The organism is Lactiplantibacillus sp. 7.2.4, assembly GCF_018991185.1.
In the GTDB taxonomy this organism is placed as follows: Bacteria; Bacillota; Bacilli; order Lactobacillales; family Lactobacillaceae; genus Lactiplantibacillus; species Lactiplantibacillus pentosus.
Genome location: NZ_JAGYGS010000029.1, coordinates 17,534 through 38,134, shown reverse-complemented (window position 1 = coordinate 38,134; position 20,601 = coordinate 17,534). Strand labels below are relative to the sequence as shown.

The following is a 20,601-nucleotide window of genomic DNA, read 5'->3' as shown; positions in this document are numbered from 1 at the left end:
ACACAAATATTCCTTGGAGGCACGCTGTAATGAAAATCAAATTAATCTCAACAAGTGATGTGCATGGCTACCTAGCGCCGACAGACTACAGCAGTCGCGATAACGTCGCACCATTTAGCCTCAGCCGTGTCGCCACCGTTATTCAAGACTTGACCCGCGAAGACTCAAACGAGGTGTGGCCGATTGTTATCGATAACGGCGATTATGTGCAGGGCTCCCCGTTGACCTATTTCATTGCACGCCACCACCAGGAAGCGGCGCCGCTCTATTCCCGGCTGGCCAACTGCAACCACGTGCAAGCCGGTATTTTTGGCAATCATGAATTCAATTACGGGCTCGACTACCTCGACCTGTGTGAATCTAGCCGGCAATATCCGATGCTGGCAGCCAACATTCGCGATGACCACCACCGCACGCTTTTTTCCAAACCCTATACGATCCTCGAACGGGCCGGCGTCAAAGTGGCGGTTCTCGGTTTAACGACTCAATTCGTCGCCCATTGGGAACAGCCGCACCACATCGCGGGACTGCATTTCGATGACGTGGTCGCCACGGCCAAACGGTGGGTGCCCAAACTACGGCAACTGGCCGATGTCGTCGTGGTCGCTTACCATGGTGGACTCGAACGTGATCCACTGACAGACCACCCGACTGAACGAATGAATGGCGAAAATCGCGGCTCGGCCTTGTTAGCGGAAGTACCCGGTATCGACGCGCTCATCACGGGTCATCAACACCGCCAATTGGCCGTTAAAGTGCACGGGGTTCCCGTCACTCAGCCCGGTATGAAGGGCGTGGCAGTCGGCATGATTACCCTGGACTTGACGTCCGAACATCAAGTTGCGACTAGTCACCCCGAAGTGATTCCAGTTGCCGCGGCAGCACCCAATCCTCAAGCGATGGCGCTGATCGACCCCATCAATACCCAAATGGAAGATTGGCTCGACACGCCCTTGGGTCAAATCAACGGCGATATGTTAGTTCACGACCACTTAGACGCCCGTTTGCATAACCATCCGTACATCGACTTTATCAATCGCGTCGAAATGGCCGCAACTGGGACGGATATTGCTGCCACGGCCCTGTTTAACGACGACGTCCCGGGCCTTAAGCAACATGTAACGATGCGCGAAGTGATGAACAGCTACGTTTACCCGAACAAGTTGGCGGTCGAAGCGATTACTGGTGCAGACTTACGCGCCGCTCTCGAACGCTGTGCCAGCTATTTCATTTTGGAAGCTGGCCAAGTCCGCGTTAATCCGGAGTTCATGCACCCGAAGCTACGCCACTATGTCTACGATGTGTACAGCGGCATCGATTACACCTTCGATTTGACTCGGCCCTTTGGTCAACGGGTCGTTCAACTCGACTATCACGGCACCCCGGTCACACCCGACCAGCAATTGACCGTAACGCTGAACCATTACCGTGCGGGCGGTGGCGGCAACTATCCCATGTATCGCGGCGATAAAATCATTCGCCGGTTACCAACCGATATGACGGTGCTGATTGCGGATTACTTTGCCCAACACCCAGTCGTAACCGCGAAACAACCGACTAACTTTCAGGTCCGCTATTAGTTGAAGATATAAATACCACTAACTGCTACGGTTATCCCGGTGGCGCTCATTTGACAGCTGGCTGTTAACTATCCGTGATCGCCTCACTGGCGGTTAAACCACTGATTCTTGTTTTAGCATTTTGACAGTAAACACCAACGACACCTAAACGTGATATCAGGCACGCTAAGCAGTTTTTTGGGAGGAATTGGTTTAATGGACGACTTAATCAAGGAAGGTAGATAGTGAGGACTGGTTTAATGAAAATCGATGACTTCATCAAGGAAGAATGTCAGAATTCCGATTTTAAAAAGAGTTTTGACATTGAACGCGGCAAACTTAAAGTTGCAGTTGCTGTCTATAACGCAAGAACCGATGCTGGACTAACCCAAGCAGCGTTATCCCAACTCGCAGGACTATCGCCAAAAACAATCGCAGCTATCGAACAAGGCGATAACGTCTCTTTTGATGACTTCTTTGCAATTATGAGCGTTTTAGGTAAAGAAGTTGAAATTAAGGTCCTTTAACACGCCAACCAGCAGCTGTGATCGTCGTCTCTAAACGTAAAATTTGGCAACGTAAAAAAATACTAAGCTTAACGGGCATATCAGTGATCCAGCCGGATGCTTTTATACCGTTAAGCTTAGTATTTTTAGTTTGTCTATTTCAGCTCATCCACACGTTACCGTCCTCAAACTAACTGCAGCGCCCACATAAACGCCCCCATTGTAATCGGGGCGATGATCGTGCTCAACATCTGTGTCGCCACGTATTCATCCGGCACCACTCGATTTTGGACCGCGAGCATCGTCGCAATCGTGGCCGTCGGAATTGCTAGGGTCACAATGACTAACTGTTGCGTCGGCAATGCAACGTGCCCGAGTACCATCAAGCCCCAGACAACTAGCGGTAAGCCGATGTTTTTCATGACCACGTTACCGACGACCGTCCGTGTCAAATGCCATGGCCGCGTCGTCAACAGTAATCCCAGGGCAAACAAGGCCACGCCACCTGCCGCTTGCCCAAGTTCTGTAAAACTAGTCAGCCACGCACTCGGCAGTCGTAAGCCTAGTAAGTTCAAGCAGAACGCGCTAATTGGCGCCCAAACGACCGGCTGACGACAGGCACTGCGTAACTTCTGCCAACTAGCTTGCCACCGCTGTTCGGCCGGTAAACCGCTCGCAAGCGTCAATAACAAGACGCTCAAGGGAACTTGTATCAAGTTCATGTACAGCCCACCCAGCGCAACTAGTAAGACGCTGATTTTGCCAAAGAGCACTAGCAATACTGAGACGCCCATGAACGGGATCGAAGGACTGGCAATCACCAGGCCGCGTAACGTCGCGACGTCTAGCGTTTGGTGCCGTAGCACTTGAAACGCAATCACCAGTGCCATGCCACCTAACATCCCCACGGCAAGCCATACCGCCACCGCGCGATTTTGTAGAATCGTCGCTCGTTTCAATGACAAGATCCCGCCAAACAGGCTCAGGGGCAAGGCGTAATGCATGACTAGCTGAATCAAAATATCGCTGGTACTCGGTGCGAATTGATGGCGCAGGCCCGCACCCACCCCCAGTCCGACCGTCACAATAATTGGTAAAATTGCTAAAATAAGTAGCATTTCACAGGCCCCCAATTTGAAGTAGTTAACTGAGTGTAACACAGCTGGCAGTGGCACTTGCCGCCACACCAGGCTTAAATGCCAGTCTGAACTAAACTTTCATAAGTTGTGGGCCGATCGCCGTTGTGATTATTAAGGACAGTCAAAACTCGGCTTCGGATTCCACGTAATTTGCTGGATTACGGGTGGCGGGTGAAAAATGAGTCGGTGACTCGTAATTTCTAATCAAACGAATCTGCAGCAATTCAAAAAGGATCTGCTTAAAAACAGGTCCAACTTAGACTACGGGCCGCTTACTTATCCTGTCGACGTTGATAGTCGTCAACATTAACCTCAACCAGCATCACGGTCTGATCATCTTGCGTTTTATTTGGCAACGCCCCGGGATGCGGCAAAGCTTTGCCATCCTCCCGTAAATCCATGGCACTCAGCCCGATGAAGTCACGTGCCATCAAGATTGCGTTCGCCATGTTACGCCCTTGCGTGTACCCCCAAAGGCCGGAATATAAACCTCGTATGGATAGTCTACGTCTGCGTTATCATGCGTGATAACCACCGGGTAACTGACCGTCAAATCTTTTGCCATTATCGTTACGCCCTCGATTCCAAATTTTTAAGAAACGCCATTAGGCAATCTCTCCGTACATCCTTTTGAAGCCTGCGAACAGTCCAATTGTATTCGCGTTCACCACCGATAGCGACTGATTGCGCACGCCTAAATGAGTTCCCATCAAAAAAGTGTCGCACCATCATTAGACATCCCGTCTAATAATGGTGCGACACTTTCAATAAATTCTAATTAGAAGTTGACCTTATCAGGGTCGTTAGCAAGTCCAGCGACGCCGTGGAAGCCATCGATGACCTTCATATCTTCATCACTGATTTCAAAATCAAATAGTTCGGTATTTTGTTGGATCCGATCAGCATGCACTGACTTTGGTAATGGTAAGAAGTCGTGTTGTAATGACCACCGTAACACAACTTGAGCAACGCTCTTACCATACTTGTCAGCCAAATCCTTTAATTCAGGAATACTGAAGATCTTACCAGTACCTAATGGACTGTAGGCTTCTGACAAAATGCCATGTTCGCGGTTGTAAGCCACGACTTCATCCTGCATGTCACTTGGGTTCAAGAAAATTTGGTTAACGGCAGGAACGACTTTGGCAGTCTTAAGCAGTGCATCTAAGTGCTTAGGACGGAAGTTAGAAACCCCAATTGCCCGGGCTTTCCGTGCCGTGTAAGCTTCTTCCATTGCACGCCAAGTGTCCGCGTTTAATTGTTCCCAATTGTCACGCATTGCAGCTGGGTTTGGCCAGTGAATCAAATATAAGTCCACGTAGTCTAACCCTAACTTTTCAAGCGACGTATCGAGTGCTTGCTTAGCGGCCTCATAGCCGTGGTCCGCATTCCATAACTTAGTCGTCACGAAGAGGTCTTCACGGGCAACGCCGCTATCAGCGATTGCCTTGCCAACACTTTCCTCGTTGCCATAAGCCGCGGCCGTATCAATGTGCCGGTAGCCGGCCTTTAATGCGGCTAATACGGAATCATAAGCGACCTGACCATCTGGTGTCTGCCAAGTCCCAAAACCAACGATCGGAATCTTAGTCCCATTGTTCAAGGTGTACGTATCGGTAAGTTTGGTCAATGCTGTCATCAAAAATGCCTCCATAATTTTATTTGCTGTTATAATTTTACCCATAATCAACCATTTCCGGCAAACATTCTGTTTCAAACTAATGACGATACGCAAAATTCGTGAGAAAATATAAACATTCTGATGTGGGGGGATTTTGATGCGCGATACGGCAGTCATGTTAAAAGCTACGTTACTAGCTGGCGCCATTTTGTTAGAAAATGGCGCTGAAATCAAACGAGTTGAAGATACGATGCAGCGGATCGCCACTAATGCCGGCCATCCGGATGCGCAGGTCTTCGTATTATTAACCGGCATCACCGTTTCCTTGCCAGATGATGCGACGAGTGAAGTCCGTGCCATTCATAATCGCGGCATGGATCTTGAAAAAGTGGATCAGGTCAACACCCTATCTCGACAATTCGCTAATCATGAGATTGATTTAGCCGAATTTTTTGCTGCATTGGAACGCGTCAATCAAGCTGTACCGACCTTCCCATTCAGCTGGCTGTGTCTGGCTGCCGTTGTCGTCAGCATGCCGTTGATGGTGGCCTTCACTGGACAAACGGCCCCGGCTGACTTGATCACTTGTGGCTTGGCCGGGCTAGCAGGCTTTGCGGCCTTCTACTGGATCAATCGAGTGGGTTCGATTCGCTTCCTCAGTGAATTTGTCGGCGCGTTCATTATTGGCCTGATTACCTTAGTTGGTTTTTATCTCACTAACGGCCACTATCATCCGGATGCCATCATTATCGGCGCCGTGATGCCGCTAGTCCCGGGAGTCGCCATCACGAATGCCGTGCGCGACACGATGACGGGGAACTTACTGAGTGGCCCCGCCCGCGCTGTCGAAGCCGTCTTGTCGGCCTGCGCAATTGGGGTCGGTATCGCACTGACTTCATTTTTCTACTAAACGACGAGGAGGCGTCTTATGGCACACTGGCTTTTCACAACTGGATTGTTACAAATTATCTTAGCGTATCTCGCCACGGTCGGCTTTGGCGTGCTGCTCAACATTCCGCGGCGCGCCGTCAACCTCAGTGGTTGGGTCGGCGCTGCTGGCTGGTTCACGTATGAAGTACTCTATCACGTGCTGCCACTGGGTGTTGATGCCAAACTGGCCATCGGGAACCTCGTCGCAGCCATCGTGATTGGGGTCGCCAGCGGGATGGCTGCCCGCTATAAGCGAATGCCGATGATCATCTTTAACATTCCTAGTCTGGTACCACTGGTTCCTGGTGGTCAGTCTTACCGGGTCGTCCGCAACCTCGTGACGGGCCATTCGGACTTAGCTTACCAGTACTTCGTTCAAGTCGTCATTATCGCGGGCGTAATTGCGATCGGCTTTCTGGTCGCCGAATTCATCAATCGCCTGACCTTACATTTCGCTTAATTTAAACTTAGATGTTACAGCAATCGGACGAAACCCCAGTTGGCGTTTCGTCCGATTTTGTTGTGTCGAGAGACATGACTGTCATCAAATGATAGCCACACTGCTTGATATGCTTAATTGCGGGGTGTCATTTAGTTATGTATAAAAATTCCGTTAGTTGCTAGTCGTAAAAAAGTGGCATGCCCTTACCAAACACCGACATGGAATGTAAGTTAATCAGTCGAATTTAGCTGGAATTTTTGGATTACTAACTGGTCCCATTTACAATAATAATCGTATTAAGCCAATGCTTTTGGACGTAACAAAAACATTAAAATGTAAGCGCTTATAAATACATTCAAAAAATCACTCAGGAAGATAGACGCGCTGCCATGACGAACCTTCACAACATCGCACATCGCTAAAAATCCGTCCACGAGGAGGCCTCAAAATGAACCCTAAATCGTATCACTTTATCGAATGGTGCTTAGCCGCATTGCTAACCATGATGATTCTCGTCAATATTGGTTGGGGGATTTTTCGCTACGGCGGGACTTACTACTACATGAAAATAACGCGTCCCACTGGCACTTATCCCATCACGCTCCCGGTCAACGTCTCAGCTACTGGGTACCAGTATCAAGGATTGGCAACTAATTCCAAGGGTGAAAAAAGAACGATTCGTTTCCAGACGGTCGCTGCAGATCCAGCACCGTTCAAACGCGGGCAAATCGTCAGAATCACCTACAATCAGAGATATGGCGTCACCAACTATAAATTAGTGCACGTACGGCCTTAGTTTGTCATCATCTCAAATGATTAATCACAATCGCAGTCGCAAATGGCGGGCACGCTAATTTATGTAATCCCTCGCTAACACAAAAATATGAGCAGATGACGTTATATCAGTGTCATCTGCTCATAGTCATTTCAATTGATTGTCGTTTGTTATTTTTGAAGCATCTCAGGCCAATACTTGCGGCTTATAACCGCTCTTTTCCCACTGGATCGCCCCAATCATCTTCGACTTGATGAGAATTATCAAAATAATCGTCTAAATCAAAGCCAGCAAAGCGTTGCATCAGCCTTGACGTTTCCGCTTGTGGCGAAATGACAATTTTACCATCCGCTACAGAAACTTGAACTGGCGTATTAATTGGGTTAACGATTCCAATTTCTTTAAGGAGTGACTTTGGCAGTCGAATGCCCTGCGAGTTGCCTAATTTGACAATTTTCGTGGATAATACCATTTCAATCAGCCTCACTTTCGATGACTATCTGCTTGCTATTTCGCGTTGTGCCCCATTTTTAATGACTACGGATTCTGCCTGCGAAAAAATCCTTTCACTGGCGGCCACCCGCGCATTCAGTATACACCCTCCTGTACGTGCGACGTGAAAAGATGTATTCGCTATCAGCTTGGGCAATCACTTCGCTTAAGTTGGCTGAAGCTAAAAAAGCCAGCGACTGTTTGGAACCAGTCACCGGCCTTCATTTATTCATAATATGATGTCACTTCAAGCTGAGGCTTGCCGTGCTGACTTCCATCAAGCTGGCGGACAAACCCGGGCTTGCGTTTGCTTGCAAAGTGCTAGTGGATCAACGTGAAGTAGCCAATCACGAGCACCCCTAAGACAATTCGGTACCAACCGAACGCCTTGAAGTCGTTTTTCTTGATGTAATCCAACAAGAAACGAATCGACAAGTAGGCAACGACAAAGGAAACAATCACCCCAACGGCTAAAACGGCCCCTTGTAGACCGGCCAGTGAACCACCGTGGGCGAAGTATTTCACGAGCTTCAGTAGTGAGGCCCCAAACATGGTTGGAATCGCCATGAAGAACGAGAATTCAGTCGCCACGTAACGCGACGTTCCGATTAAAATCGCCCCTAAAATCGTTGCACCAGAACGCGATGTCCCAGGAATCAATGATAACAATTGGAAACATCCGATGAACAGTGCCGTCGTATAAGGCAAGGTCTGGAGGTTCGCGAACCGTGGCGTTAACTGCTTGTTGTGGTTTTCAATCACAATGAATAGGATCCCATAAATAATCAACGTGGCGGAAACGACCGCCCAGTTCATCAGATGTTCATCCATCCAATCGTTCAGTGGTAGGCCGACGATCACTGATGGAATCACGGCCAGTAAGACTTTGCTCCAGAGCACCCAAGTATCACGCTTTTCAGTTGTATTCTTGCGTGGTGACAACGGGTTGAGTTTGTGGAAATACAACACAACAACCGCCATGATGGCCCCTAACTGAATCACGACGTTGAACATATCCGTAAACTGCGTGGATTGTTGCATCTTAATGAATTCGTCAACTAGGACTAAGTGTCCCGTCGAACTAATAGGTAAGAACTCGGTGATTCCTTCTACGATCCCCAAGATTACCGCTTTAAAAATATCTAACACAATGGATTCCTTTCTTGTTGGCAAGGCTCATCAATTGATTGCCCGCTGCATAAAAAATTCCGACCATCCCCGATGGTTGGTATATCAACATTATAGCAAGCGTTCCCTCAAGATAGTAGCGTCCATGTGTAATTTTTTTGTAAAGGTCACCTCGACAGCGCTGCCAATGCCGTCTCAAAAGCGCTCTGAGTTTGGTCATCAAAACAAACAATCGTAATAGTCGTGACAGACTGTGCAGTCGTTTGCGCCGCCGTTTGTAGCGTTTTCAGTGCTAACGGCGCCGCTAATGAGAGTGGAAAATGATAAACGCCCGTGCTGATGGACGGAAACGCCACCGTATGGCAGCCATTTTCCGCCGCTAAATTCAAACTATTGCGATAACTATTCGCTAACAATCGCAACTCGTCACGCTGACCGCCTTGCCAGACTGGCCCCGGCGTATGAATGACGAATTTCGCTGGCAACCGAAAGCCTGGAGTGATTTTGGCCTCACCCGTGGCACAGCCGTGTAACGGCCGACACGCCGCAAGTAATTCCGGTCCCGCTGCGCGATGAATCGCCCCATCGACCCCGCCACCACCGAGCAAGCTAGTATTAGCGGCGTTCACGATCGCATCGACCGCCATTTTCGTAATATCGCCGTGAATCACTTTAATTTCAGCCATTCTAATGCGCCCCCATAATCAAATTCACACTCGTCTGTGCCTGTTGCTTCAATTGAGCCCCACCAACGGCTTGTTTAGCCAACAACTGTAACCCACTGCGAACTTGCATCAGACTCGCCGCCGCTTCAGCCACCGTGGTCGGCAACGTTTGCGCTTGTGGCGCCAATAAGCTGACGAATCGTGTCTGCAGGTTGGCATAAATCGTTTGTAATTGGGCGCTCAAGGCTGCGTCCTGTGTTCCCAGCTCAGCCATCAAGTTGACCATCAAACAGCCCGCTGGCCACTGGTCACTTTGAAATGGCAGAAGGACACAAGCCGCAATCAGTGCAGGTAAAGGTGTTTGGCGCGCTCGTTCCCGTTCAATCAACCGGTCGAGTTGTTCGTCCAATGTAGCTTGGTAACAGACTAGACTCCGCCTTAACGCGACGCGCTTACTGTGGTATTGCCGATAAAATTGCGTGCGGGACAATCCGGCAGCCCCAATCAAATCGTCCACCGTCGTCTGTCCATAGCCCACTTGCCAAAATTGAATCATCATTGCCTGATCTGCTTCTGATGAACCGTTAACACCCATGTGAAGACCTCCCTGAACTGCATTGTAACTCACTTAGTCAGCGACTAAATATTGAATACCGCGAATAATCGACCACAAATAGCTCGCGACGGCGACCAAACCAAAGATCGCTAGTAACACGATGGCGAGCCAGCCACTGTTAGCCAAGTTATCCATGTAAATTCCGCTCACACCGAGAATGACCAGCATGGCGATGCCCAGAATCGTCGGCAGCAAGTGTAACCAGAACGCCCGTCCCGCGGCTCGATGGGCTTCCGGATTGGTACTCGTTAATAACCAGACAATTAATGGAAATAATACTGGTAGGAATAAAATACTTAAATAACTTAATGCATTGATTACGCGATTTTGGGTCATAATAATGGCCTCCCCCTGTTTTTACCCCGAGTATAGCGGAAGCTGGGGACTTCGGCAAATAATAAACAAATTATAAAGATAGTTAGAACTCTGCCAAGGTTGGCGTTTGACCGGCCTCGAATGATAGGGGTCTGCTATAATGATGATACGTACTAATGACGACCTGATGCTTGTTGCACGTACAACCCGGGAGCGAACGGTTCACATTAGTACAAGGTGCATTAGTTAAGATGCGGAGGAAAATAAAATGACGAAACGAACAAGTTTCAAATTTAGATGGGTCGCCCTGGTTGCCACCCTGATATTCGGGATTGGTGGCTGGCGACTCCTTGCGCACGCTGACAGTAGCAGCGACGAACCAATCGTCACGTTAGGTAGCAGCCTGACTAGTAGTCAGAAGACCGGTACTATCAACACCCTCACGGCCAGCTTGAACGGCGCTGACTACCAGACATTGACCGTCAACGGTGACACGCTGGTTAAATATCTCAATCCAGCGGGCGAAAGCTTCACCAGTAGCTCAGGTGTCTGGTCGAGTGCCATGATTCAAAAGACGAGTTCTGGTTCCGGTATTAACGTTAAAATTCTCGACTATAACGGCAGTAATAACATTACAACTATTACCGCCAATCAATATAAAAATGCGGCCTTGACCGCTGGGATCACTGACGCTAATATTTACGTCACGTCTGCGACCCCAATCGACGGCTCAGGCGCCTTAGCTGGGGTATACGCCGCTTACGCCAAGACCGGTAATAGCTTGAACACCAAGCAAGTCACAGCCGCTCAAGACGAATTGAGCACCCTGAGTGGCATCACCCAAGCTAACAAAAATAAAGATGGTTATACCGACTCTCAACTCAATAATGCCATTGCGGGTGCCAAGAAAGAAATGGCTCAAAAAGGGAGTAGCGTGACCAAAAACGAAATTACGACCATCGTTAACCAACAAATTACCAATAATAACTTAACTAATGTCATTACAAATAACCAAAAAACTGAAATTATTAACTTGTTGGTCAAGATTCGTGATTCCGGTGCCCTAGATTCATCAAGTTTCAAGACCCAGGCCAATTCATTGATGAAAAACATTCAATCCAATGCCAAAAACGTCTTCAGTAAGCTCAACACTAAGGAAAACCAGAATTTACTGCAAAAAATCTGGACAGCCATCGTCAACTTCTTCAATTCAATCTTCAAGTCGATCTTTGGCTAAATCAGGGACGCTTGGATAATAGCGATTCGCATAGTAGGTGGGATTCAAAATGATTTTGAACCCCACCTATTTTTTTGTCATGAATCACGATTAAAGCGTGCCGATTAGTGGATTCCTGTTCGTCAGCCGATGCGCGCCTTAGTCCGACTTCCGGGGCCGGCTGACAACGCTGGAACAGGGCGGACATCGATTTGAACTCACGCAGAAAACCACTGTCAGAGCCGATGTCGACGATTACCGGTAGTCGTTTATCAACGGCTAACTGAAACAGCCAACAGTTACCAATGATGTACATTTTGCAAGCGTTTTAAATGTACAATTGTAACCGTAAACACCCCATTTTCTAGTACAAACACGGATTATGCCTGATGGTCGCAGTTTATTGTTAAAAACTGCTCAGTAGACAAAAATCGCTTCGAAAAGGCTAGCTTTCCGAAGCGATTTTGTCATAAGTTGATTCAAGCGTTAGGCTTCTGCCCGCTTCAAATCAGCATACGTTGTCTTTTTAGTTTGCTTACTTGCATCTTCGTTAACGAATTTATCCATAAATTCTTCAACTAAGTTCAGCGTTTGATATTGCTTAGCTAAGCTAAAGCTTTGACGCCATTCGCGGTTGCGTTGGATCAATTCAGTGAAGACTTCATGTTCAACACGGGCACCCTCTGGCGTTAACTTCAAAACTTTGTTACGGCGATCATGATCTTCAGCTTCTTGGTATAAGTAGTCCTTACGTAATAAGCGACCAATTAACCGTGAAATAGCTGAACGCGTTACACCGTGACTTTCAGCGATGTCCATCAGGCGGATCTTGCCCTTAGCTTCAGCGATATCGTACAGAATGTAAAATTCATCTAACGTAATACCATGTTCCGTCGCTGGTTCCGCAAACATATCTGATAAGTTCTTGAAGCCATGTAAGTACATATGGCTAAAGCGATTAAAAAATTCCATATCTTCGTTCATGTTTAAGTCTCCCTTTCACTAGTCGAATTATCATTAAATTCCCAATCATAATTCGCCCCATGCTTTTTTAATTAGTAAGCGTCGTTTATCATTTCCCCACTTTAAAGTGTACTAGTATATTTTACGAAATACAAGCAATTTAGATTACTTTAATATTAAATTTTTATTTCAGTACTTAAATCAATCGTTGCGTGTTTGTGCAGATAACTGACAAACTCTTGATAATAGGCATCAGTATTGTACTTGGCGGTGCTTAAATAGATTTGATCAATTTTCTCAGCATTCTCGCCTAATAGCAAGTAGAACGCTTGGTCGATATTCTCTGAAATCATGCCGACACTAGCTCTTAGAATCTTGCGCTTGAAAAAGACTGCCATCCCGCCAGATAACGCGAAGTTCAAGGCGTATCTAATCATCGCCGCCTCGCCTTCGACCCCGATAGCTTCTAGCCAATCTAGGGTCACTAATACAAGCTCGGTGGTCAACTCCGGGCTTTCAAATATATCCTGAATGAAGTGTTCCATCGTCGGATTCTCATCAAGCAATCTCAGGACGAAACTCATTTGAATCATCGTCCGCTGATGCGCCGATAAAAAGGTCAATTGTTCATTACTATAGATGAACGCGCTAAGCGTCAACTCATTCAGCATCGTACTCAACAAAACGATTTTCTTGGGGAAGTAATGCTGAAGCAGCGACTTACTAATATCGCATGCAATCGCAATATCCTTCATCTGTACGTTGGCGTAGCCCTGTTCTGCAAACAAGCGGAACGCCGTATTGACGATTTCCATTCGTCGCTGCGTGTTTCTTTTACGTGGCACCGGTATGCCTCCCATCACTGACATTTGAATTATTCTCTTTAAATAAACTATACTAATATAGCTTTAAACGCAAGTAAGATTGCTTCTAATTCATTAATAAATAACGTCATTAACTATCTCGATAGTCCGCATAAACTGTCGACGCTTTAATCACTATTTCACATATCGCTTAAAATCCATTAACTGCGTACGAATAACAAAGCAGTATACATTTCGTTAAAGAAAGCGCTTTCTAAAATAAACATTTGTGCTAAAATTAACTTATTAACTTTGTAGGGAGGCACATCATATGAGTACTAAAAATTCTTATCAATTAGCCGATATCGGTCGGCATAATCCAATCTTCTCACAGATCCGTTCCACCGTGGAAACGGCCTTTTACGGTAACAACATGCATCAAGTTGCTGACGTTGCCGATGCTTACCACCGCGCCACTAAGGATCCTGGAACCGTCATTACGGACCTCCCCATCTATCGCGCCACCGATTTAGGCTTACCAGCAGATGCCAAGATGCTGATTGCCAATACCGGTAAAGTTGTCGGTCGGACCGCACAAGCACGGCGCATTTTAGGCAACCCTGGCGTTAGTGAAGCTGACATGGCTGGTCGTCTGCGCCAAGCTATTTTTGCCAGCGCACACCAAGATTTCATCAAGACGGATGTCCTAGTCGGCCTCGATGAAGACTTCATCGTCCGCGCCCACCTGGCCATTCCAGACGGATTCGCCAACAACCTACTCTCTTACATGCTCAACTTCCAGCCGATTACTGCGGCTTACCAAGCCATGTTCGAGCGTTCGGTGGCTTACCCTGAAGGTGATATTTACATTTACGCCGATCCAACTTATCATGACCCAGATTACCCTGATGGGCTGGCGATTTTTGACCCGCAGCACAACACCGCCGCAATTCTGGGCATGCCGTATTTCGGCGAACTCAAAAAGTCGACTTTGACCTTAGCATGGTCAATCGCGCACCGGCATGGCTTCGTCGCTTGTCACGGTGGCCTCAAAGCGTTCCATTTTAAGGACAAACAAGATCAAGTCTTTGCCATGTTTGGTCTCTCAGGTTCCGGTAAGTCGACGCTGACGCACGCTAAACACGGCTATAAGTACGACATTACCGTTCTGCATGATGATGCGTTCGTCATCAATCGCCAAAACGGGAGTTCAGTCGCCTTAGAACCGTCCTACTTTGACAAAACGAACGACTATCCGATGACTTCGGATGAAACGAAATACTTCATGACGATTCAAAATGTCGGTGTCACTTTAGACGACCAAGGACGTAAGGTGCTAGTCACTGAAGATTTGCGCAATGGGAATGGGCGGACGATCAAGTCACGTTACGCTTCGACGAATCGGGTCGATAAGGAAGACGCACCGATCAACGCCATTTTTTGGATTATGAAAGATGATAGTTTGCCACCAGTCATCAAAGTTGACGACCCGGTCCTAGCTGCGACGTTCGGGGCAACATTAGCGACTAAACGGAGCTCCGCTGAAAATATCATTGGTGACGTCGACCGGAACGCCCTAGTCATCGAACCATTTGCGAACCCATTCCGGGTCTACCCGCTATCTGAAGACTACCATGACTTCAAGGCCCTCTTTGAAGAACGCCACTTGGATTGCTACCTGCTCAATACCGGTTACTTTGGTGACAAGAAGATTCCTAAAGAAATTACGTTAGGCGCCCTAGAAGCCATCGTCAATAACACGACTGAGTGGGAATCCTTCGCCGGTCTCGACCACATGCAGAATTTGAAACTCGCAGACTTCCCTGTCGACGGTGAAAACGCGGACTATCGCCAATTAGTTGCGACCCGTCTGGGCATTCGGGCAAACTTTGTGGACCAATATCAACACAACAATAACGACCGTTTGCCACACGAAGTCACGGACAGCTTGGTTCACTTACAGCAACAATTAAAGCAACCTCTTGCAAAATAAGGATGGTATTCGTTCCCCGTTTCAAACCAATTAAGGTTATAATAAAAGTAGCAGGTATATGGCACTGAACTTTTACGAATTCTAAAAATCGGGGTGAGGAGCATGGAACTACCATTAAGTCAATTATCAGAAAAGCTCATTGGTTTTGAACGCGAGCATCATCTTACAGATAACGATCTAGCGTTCGGCAGTCAACTATCCGTTGAGCGGATTCACAACATCAAGTCTGGTGAAGCAACGCCAACTCAAGAAGAACTGCAACTATTGAAGAAATTCATGAACAGCAAGACTAAAGCCTAGACGCTGGTTCAGTGATAAAAACCAATTGGGGCACCTGTCCTCACTAAAACTGGTCGCACGATGCGACCAGTTTTTTGTTACTCAAAATTTGTTGCGCCGCGTTGGGCTAGTTAATATGTCATAAATCATGATTAAATCGTGCTGATTAGTTCAAAGTCAAGGGCAGCCAGCTTAGAACCGCTGGAAATAGTGCGGGTTAGCGTAAAGGTGATGGATAGACGCGGCCTATGCCGGCTTCCAGGCATTTCTGACAACACTGGAACGCGATGGACACAGATTTAAGCCGAAAGCCCACGTCTTAAATACTGGTCTTCCACTAACCAAGCACACAACGCTTGCTAAGTGGAATTTCATCGCTGAGCATTGTCAGAAAAACCTTCCAGCCGGGGATGGTATTCGAAAGGCAGACACGTGCGGACCCAACCTTTGATGAGCTAGTCGTTGGCTCTTAGTAAACAGTCGATTAGAAACTAACTGTGAGGATAGTTGCTAACGATAGCTGAGCAGTATTACTCATATTTAACATTTATAAACCAATAGCTTCATTGAACTTTCTCTAGCCGTCTGAGATTGCAAAGCATCAAGCTTTAAACAAAAGCAATTCTGTCGTCCAACTTCAAGACAAGTTGCCATTGAAATTAGTGAATAATCTTCAGGCTAACTACTCGGTATTGCGCACCATAAATCATCACCGCTGCTGATTAAAAGTTTGCCTGAAGGACCAATTACCCAATGTTCAGTGGTCAATTGTCCCCAGATAAGTGGTTGTTCATCAGCCATTCGAGCGGCTTCCCGACTGGAAGGGCCGGCTGACAATGCTCAGTAGCCAAATTATTCTTAGCTGGAAGTGGGCTGCTTCCGGCTTAGAATAAGACTCGTATTTGAAATTGCGCAGTGGGTTTCTGCGTGAGTTCAAATCGATGTCGGCTTACGTTCCAGCAATTGTCAGCCGGCCCCGGAAGTCGGACTAGGACGCCTCACCGGCAGACGAACAGGAATCCACCAACCGGCACTTTTTAATCATCTTTAATGCCCACGAATAACTAGCCCTAGCGTATTGAGCATATTAGTGTACGTATGCCGATTCAGGTGGGATAATGCGATAAAACCATTAAGTTAAGTCCAGGCATGCATTATCCGGCGCTAGTGCTACTGTTGATTTTCCCTGCGCATCAAGCGCGCCTATGACAGCTCATATGTAGGCGGCTAGCCTGACTTGCCAGCACAACCCGACTAGCACAGGCGACGAATTTTTGGTCAAAAAAATCGCCACCCAACCTGAATTGGATAGCGACTTTGTTTGTTAAATAATCGTTTTAGAACATGTGGATAGCAAAACTTGGTGTGTAGTAAGTGGTGCTCTTGATTGAAACAGTTTCGCCTTCAGTTGGTGAGGCAATGTATTGACCGTTGCCTAAGTAAATCCCAACGTGGTAAGGTGCTGAGTCAGAACCCCAGAAAATCAAGTCGCCAGCTTGTGCTGAGCTGAATGATACGTGAGTACCAACCGTAGCTTGGGCATAAGTGGTCCGACCGATTGAACGGCCAATCTTAGCAAAGGCAGCTTGCGTAAATGCAGAGCAGTCCATTTGTTCATATGGTGTGCCTAAGTAAGTCTTAGCAGCGGCGATCAAAGCACTTGCTGAACCAGTCGTTGATGAACTAGTGGTTGAAGTGGATGATGACGAAGCTGAAGCACTGTAGGCAGTTACGCTTGCAGTCGTCGTTGATGAACTAGTCGTGCTTGCAGATGAACTTGCTTGTGAGCTAGTTGAAGTTGCAGCAGCTGATTGAGTGCTGGTTGCAGTCGTGCTAGTTGAAGCTGAACTTGCTTGTGAAGCTGAGCTTTGGCTAGCAGAACTTTGGCTAGCAGAACTCGTTGAAGTTGCTGAGCTTGAGCTTGCTTGTGAAGCAACCGAGCTTGATGAAGCACTTGAAGTTACGCTGCTTGCACTAGTAGTTGATGAGCTGGTAGCAGCTGCACTAGTCGTTGAGCTAGCAGCTTGTGAAGTTGAAGTTGCGGCACTAGTTGACTTAGCACTGCTTGCACTAGCAGTGGTCGTCTTAGTCGTAACCTTTTCACCAGTCTTAACGCCAGGAATGTTGATGGTCTTACCGGCGATGATTAAATCTGGGTTGCTTAAGCCGTTAGCTTCGGCAATCTTGTTAACTGAAACATGGTACTTTTGTGAGTATGCCCAAACAGTGTCCCCTGCTTTGATAGTCATTGAATCGGCATTGGCAACTACTTGACTAGTAACTAACATACCAGCTAAAGCAGCAGTTCCTAACATCACTTGTTTAATATTTACTTTCACTTTAATAATGATCACTCCAAAAAGAATGTCACGTATGTACTTCAAGCCAACGTCTATACTACTCATTTTGTGTTACATACCAATACCAACAAAATAACAATATGTTACGAAAGTTACAAAACAGTAACAATAATTGGCCATCGTAACATTTCCAGCTTGAAACGCTATCATACCGGCATCTTTTTATTACTAAAATTTACTTTTTTTCAAAACTTTTTTGAAAAAAACTTGCCGATTAATCAAAAAAGCCGAATTTCAATAGTCAACGACTAGAAATTCGGATAATTGTCATGGTAAAAACGACCAAACGTTCGGTTAATGCCGGTTTATTTTGAACCGCGTTGGCGATGATGGGTCCGCGGCAGTCCTAACAGCCAACGAATATCATTGCCCGTAAAATTCAGTTTCAAAAATTCGCCTTCCTGCCCTTTTTGGTACATGGTCGGCAAAACTTGTGCGTCTAGTTTGATGACTTGCTGCGCGATCTCGTCGTCAAATAAATACTGGCGAGTGGCCGCTTCAATTTCTTTCATCGCAAATATCTGATTAGCATTCTCGAATAGCTGCGATTTATCAAGGGTTAACTGCTCACGTTTGAACTTAGCATATGACTGATCCAAAGCCTGTTCTGCTTGGGTGGTCAGTGCGGTGGTTGTCGTCATGATGGGCACCTCCTAAATTTACCCCTTATTGTAACCGCTGCCGTCTAGTTTGGCTACGCTGAACCATGCTTTTTAACCAAAATTTGCTATACTGAATGGGCAAGGGAGGAAATTAACTTGACGAAATCAAACGAACGCTATTATCAACCAACCGACATTAAGGACGCCCTCCAGACGATTCAAAAACTATTTAACACGTATACGGACGCCCCACTGACTCCCGAATTAATAGCCTATCATCAAAAATTAGTAAATCAATTATCAACAAATTTATTGCCATTGGCTCAACAACAGGACGATCAATTACGCGTCAGCCAAATCAATTCGATGACTGCAGTGATGCAAGACTGGCTCAAGCTGCGGTTAAACGGCCAAGTCTTCGGCGGTAAAATGCAACATTTCAAGTTTGTCAGCAACCAAAAGGCCCAATATAAGCGGCGCGTCCACAAAATTCGGGGCAACCAAAATCACCGCGCCAGTCGCCATTAATCGTTAACCTGGACTTGCACCCGACTTATTTTGCGGTATACTAAAAAGTGTATTGGGCCCTTAGCTCAGTTGGGAGAGCGCCTGCTTCGCATGCAGGAGGTCGTCGGTTCAAATCCGGTAGGGTCCATTTTAATCTTGTCAAAACGCCATTCAGTCCTTTGAACAAAGGTGCTGAATGGCGTTTTTTCGAGTCTGATTTTATGCTAAAAATATGATGTAACGTTCTGTTGCTTTACGATTTCAGCCGCTAAATTACAGGCTCGTCTCGTCCGATATCTATCGTGACCATCACTGTTATCACTGTTGGTTCATCTCAGAAACGACTACTCTGGCGGAATTCATAAAATTTGAAATACGTCAGGTGACAGTTTGAATATCGATTTAGAGATTTTATACAGTCCAAAACCAATCAAATATCCTACTATATTCAAAATCAGGTCATTGACGTCAAACGTGCGGTTACCTAGATAGAAGAAACTCATCAGTAATTGGAGCGTCTCGATACCCAGAGTCGTTAGTCCGCCAAGGATAATATTGGGTCTAGCCTGGCTAAATTGGTTGGGCCACAAGTACGCCACCAGTATTGACAACGGTAATAACAGTGCGGATTTCCAATGATTTGGCTGGGTGCATACTGAAACAGCTCCAAAACGTTGAAGTTAGCAAGGCACTGTTTGCCGAATCCATATTGATAGGCTTTAGCACCCCACTTAAAGACCATTATTGGAAAGAATGTCACACTCAGGAGCGCATAAACATACAGAAAAAATGCAATTAAGCCACTCACTTTAACAATCGTCACATGGCCATTGAAAAATTGCCGAATCAAAATATAAAAGAATAGCGGTATTAATATAATCAGCGTTGCCCCGGCATCTATCAGATAATCCGGCCCAAATCCATGTCCATTGATCATCATGTCGCTTATCACCCCCTTCAAGTGTTTGAACTCAGCTCTCCACCTTATATGAATCATTAACCCTATTAATATTATCCGTCAAAAATGTGACTATTTTGCGACGTCTCAATTTGATTTTGAAATACACCGCACCCGCGCTCCCATATCAACACGAAAAAATGCCCCTTATCTCAAAAGCATTCCGAGATAACAGGCATTACAAACACATCAGTTCAAGCAACGATACCCAGTCCAACCATTAACGATCGCCAGCCGACATTTCACGGCGGTCGATCACCGCACTATTCAAAAACCAGTGCCGGTGCCAGTCGCCACTCAACGCGGTAAAGGGCACAGGGGTCTTGCCGGCCGCTTCCACCTGGTCAATCAAATAGTTGCGTAAGATCCACGGGTCCTCCAAGGACTGTTGGGTCAAATCAAATAAACGGTCGAGTTTAGTGACGCTGATGTTCAAATCAGTTGCGACCTGCGTCTTCGTTAGTCCAGTCAACGCAAAGTTTGCTTGTAATTCTTCACGCGTGGCGCGCATTTGTTGCGGATTTAGTGACATTGTTCAATTCCTCCTATAAAAGGGTCCTTTTAATTGGTCATCATACAGGGGCAACCCTCGTCGGCCCAATCACGATTGTAAGTGACACCAATTCTCAACCGGGTCCTACTAACAGGGCACCCTGCTGCGGTTAACAAACCGTAACAGCTATTATAGCCGCCTGACACAATTAAGGAAGTGACGTTTTGAGACAAATATAG

25 protein-coding genes and 1 tRNA gene are annotated in these 20,601 nt (G+C 46.7%); 10 read left to right on the top strand and 16 right to left on the bottom strand.

What is annotated here, in order from left to right:
• The first annotated feature begins 29 nt into the window (after positions 1–29).
• Positions 30–1,580: a bifunctional UDP-sugar hydrolase/5'-nucleotidase gene (locus KGF70_RS10110; RefSeq protein ID WP_216768666.1), complete on the top strand. Its 1,551-nt coding sequence runs from the start codon at positions 30–32 to the stop codon at positions 1,578–1,580.
• Between the two features lie 239 nt (positions 1,581–1,819).
• Positions 1,820–2,086 (top strand): helix-turn-helix transcriptional regulator, encoded by a 267-nt coding sequence (locus tag KGF70_RS10105; RefSeq protein ID WP_101874173.1) that lies wholly within the window; start codon positions 1,820–1,822, stop codon positions 2,084–2,086.
• Positions 2,087–2,250: 164 nt separating this feature from the next.
• Here the strand turns inward: KGF70_RS10105 and KGF70_RS10100 are convergent, their stop codons facing one another.
• The 3 genes from KGF70_RS10100 to KGF70_RS10090 all read right to left on the bottom strand — a co-directional run bounded on the left by KGF70_RS10100 (position 2,251) and on the right by KGF70_RS10090 (position 4,843).
• Positions 2,251–3,183 (bottom strand): AEC family transporter, encoded by a 933-nt coding sequence (locus tag KGF70_RS10100; RefSeq protein WP_088770518.1) that lies wholly within the window; start codon positions 3,181–3,183, stop codon positions 2,251–2,253.
• A 293-nt stretch (positions 3,184–3,476) separates the two neighbouring features.
• Positions 3,477–3,653, bottom strand: coding sequence for a hypothetical protein (locus KGF70_RS10095; protein WP_216768665.1), 177 nt, complete (start codon positions 3,651–3,653; stop codon positions 3,477–3,479).
• 329 nt (positions 3,654–3,982) lie between these two features.
• The gene (locus tag KGF70_RS10090; protein WP_088770516.1) at positions 3,983–4,843 is read right to left on the bottom strand and encodes an aldo/keto reductase; all 861 of its coding nucleotides are present in this window, start codon (positions 4,841–4,843) and stop codon (positions 3,983–3,985) included.
• A 139-nt stretch (positions 4,844–4,982) separates the two neighbouring features.
• Between KGF70_RS10090 and KGF70_RS10085 the strand changes: the two genes are divergently transcribed.
• The 3 genes from KGF70_RS10085 to KGF70_RS10075 all read left to right on the top strand — a co-directional run bounded on the left by KGF70_RS10085 (position 4,983) and on the right by KGF70_RS10075 (position 6,993).
• Positions 4,983–5,735 (top strand): threonine/serine exporter family protein, encoded by a 753-nt coding sequence (locus KGF70_RS10085; protein ID WP_216768664.1) that lies wholly within the window; start codon positions 4,983–4,985, stop codon positions 5,733–5,735.
• 18 nt (positions 5,736–5,753) lie between these two features.
• A complete protein-coding gene (locus KGF70_RS10080) occupies positions 5,754–6,215 on the top strand; it encodes a threonine/serine exporter family protein (protein ID WP_216768663.1) in 462 nt (153 codons plus the stop codon).
• A 430-nt stretch (positions 6,216–6,645) separates the two neighbouring features.
• Entirely contained in the window at positions 6,646–6,993 is a 348-nt protein-coding gene (locus tag KGF70_RS10075) for a YxeA family protein (RefSeq protein ID WP_216768662.1), read from the top strand.
• 184 nt (positions 6,994–7,177) lie between these two features.
• Here the strand turns inward: KGF70_RS10075 and KGF70_RS10070 are convergent, their stop codons facing one another.
• The 5 genes from KGF70_RS10070 to KGF70_RS10050 form a co-directional block, all read right to left on the bottom strand.
• Positions 7,178–7,444 carry an AbrB/MazE/SpoVT family DNA-binding domain-containing protein gene (locus tag KGF70_RS10070; protein WP_050338285.1) on the bottom strand — a complete coding sequence of 89 codons (267 nt, stop codon included), beginning with the start codon at positions 7,442–7,444 and terminating at the stop codon, positions 7,178–7,180.
• Between the two features lie 341 nt (positions 7,445–7,785).
• Complete coding sequence (locus tag KGF70_RS10065) at positions 7,786–8,613, bottom strand: undecaprenyl-diphosphate phosphatase (protein ID WP_003639978.1); 828 nt, start codon at positions 8,611–8,613, stop codon at positions 7,786–7,788.
• A 146-nt stretch (positions 8,614–8,759) separates the two neighbouring features.
• A complete protein-coding gene (locus KGF70_RS10060) occupies positions 8,760–9,278 on the bottom strand; it encodes an O-acetyl-ADP-ribose deacetylase (RefSeq protein WP_105919971.1) in 519 nt (172 codons plus the stop codon).
• Position 9,279: 1 nt separating this feature from the next.
• Positions 9,280–9,852, bottom strand: coding sequence for a TetR/AcrR family transcriptional regulator (locus KGF70_RS10055; protein ID WP_050338282.1), 573 nt, complete (start codon positions 9,850–9,852; stop codon positions 9,280–9,282).
• A gap of 33 nt (positions 9,853–9,885) precedes the next feature.
• Positions 9,886–10,209: a hypothetical protein gene (locus tag KGF70_RS10050; protein WP_105921908.1), complete on the bottom strand. Its 324-nt coding sequence runs from the start codon at positions 10,207–10,209 to the stop codon at positions 9,886–9,888.
• A 247-nt stretch (positions 10,210–10,456) separates the two neighbouring features.
• On the opposite strand from KGF70_RS10050, the gene KGF70_RS10045 reads away from it, so the two are divergent.
• Complete coding sequence (locus KGF70_RS10045; protein WP_101874178.1) at positions 10,457–11,425, top strand: DUF1002 domain-containing protein; 969 nt, start codon at positions 10,457–10,459, stop codon at positions 11,423–11,425.
• A 465-nt stretch (positions 11,426–11,890) separates the two neighbouring features.
• Here KGF70_RS10045 and KGF70_RS10040 read toward each other — a convergent pair whose 3' ends face one another.
• Both KGF70_RS10040 and KGF70_RS10035 read right to left on the bottom strand, forming a co-directional pair.
• Complete coding sequence (locus KGF70_RS10040; RefSeq protein WP_003639983.1) at positions 11,891–12,388, bottom strand: MarR family winged helix-turn-helix transcriptional regulator; 498 nt, start codon at positions 12,386–12,388, stop codon at positions 11,891–11,893.
• Between the two features lie 155 nt (positions 12,389–12,543).
• Positions 12,544–13,182: a TetR/AcrR family transcriptional regulator gene (locus KGF70_RS10035; protein ID WP_033618663.1), complete on the bottom strand. Its 639-nt coding sequence runs from the start codon at positions 13,180–13,182 to the stop codon at positions 12,544–12,546.
• Between the two features lie 319 nt (positions 13,183–13,501).
• Here KGF70_RS10035 and KGF70_RS10030 point away from each other — a divergent pair, with 319 nt between their 5' ends.
• Together KGF70_RS10030 and KGF70_RS10025 are read left to right on the top strand one after the other, a co-directional pair.
• Complete coding sequence (locus KGF70_RS10030) at positions 13,502–15,163, top strand: phosphoenolpyruvate carboxykinase (ATP) (protein WP_122211885.1); 1,662 nt, start codon at positions 13,502–13,504, stop codon at positions 15,161–15,163.
• A 102-nt stretch (positions 15,164–15,265) separates the two neighbouring features.
• Positions 15,266–15,463, top strand: coding sequence for an LBP_cg2779 family protein (locus KGF70_RS10025; RefSeq protein WP_003639986.1), 198 nt, complete (start codon positions 15,266–15,268; stop codon positions 15,461–15,463).
• Between the two features lie 657 nt (positions 15,464–16,120).
• Here the strand turns inward: KGF70_RS10025 and KGF70_RS17615 are convergent.
• The 3 genes from KGF70_RS17615 to KGF70_RS10015 all read right to left on the bottom strand — a co-directional run bounded on the left by KGF70_RS17615 (position 16,121) and on the right by KGF70_RS10015 (position 18,443).
• Complete coding sequence (locus tag KGF70_RS17615) at positions 16,121–16,243, bottom strand: hypothetical protein (protein ID WP_301554460.1); 123 nt, start codon at positions 16,241–16,243, stop codon at positions 16,121–16,123.
• 536 nt (positions 16,244–16,779) lie between these two features.
• Entirely contained in the window at positions 16,780–17,781 is a 1,002-nt protein-coding gene (locus tag KGF70_RS10020) for an NlpC/P60 family protein (RefSeq protein WP_367889992.1), read from the bottom strand.
• Between the two features lie 326 nt (positions 17,782–18,107).
• On the bottom strand, positions 18,108–18,443 hold the full coding sequence (locus KGF70_RS10015; protein ID WP_165860536.1) for a hypothetical protein: 336 nt from the start codon (positions 18,441–18,443) through the stop codon (positions 18,108–18,110).
• 117 nt (positions 18,444–18,560) lie between these two features.
• Here KGF70_RS10015 and KGF70_RS10010 point away from each other — a divergent pair, with 117 nt between their 5' ends.
• Together KGF70_RS10010 and KGF70_RS10005 are read left to right on the top strand one after the other, a co-directional pair.
• Positions 18,561–18,932: a hypothetical protein gene (locus KGF70_RS10010; protein ID WP_216768661.1), complete on the top strand. Its 372-nt coding sequence runs from the start codon at positions 18,561–18,563 to the stop codon at positions 18,930–18,932.
• Between the two features lie 54 nt (positions 18,933–18,986).
• Positions 18,987–19,059: transfer RNA gene (locus KGF70_RS10005), tRNA-Ala, on the top strand.
• A 211-nt stretch (positions 19,060–19,270) separates the two neighbouring features.
• Here KGF70_RS10005 and KGF70_RS17275 read toward each other — a convergent pair.
• From KGF70_RS17275 to KGF70_RS09995, 3 genes are all read right to left on the bottom strand, one after another.
• Positions 19,271–19,510 (bottom strand): VanZ family protein, encoded by a 240-nt coding sequence (locus KGF70_RS17275; protein WP_320532142.1) that lies wholly within the window; start codon positions 19,508–19,510, stop codon positions 19,271–19,273.
• Positions 19,447–19,851: a hypothetical protein gene (locus KGF70_RS10000; RefSeq protein WP_253954829.1), complete on the bottom strand. Its 405-nt coding sequence runs from the start codon at positions 19,849–19,851 to the stop codon at positions 19,447–19,449. The genes KGF70_RS17275 and KGF70_RS10000 overlap by 64 nt, the downstream gene beginning before the upstream one ends.
• A gap of 238 nt (positions 19,852–20,089) precedes the next feature.
• Positions 20,090–20,401 (bottom strand): DUF2316 family protein, encoded by a 312-nt coding sequence (locus KGF70_RS09995; protein ID WP_101874184.1) that lies wholly within the window; start codon positions 20,399–20,401, stop codon positions 20,090–20,092.
• Positions 20,402–20,601 lie beyond the last annotated feature (200 nt).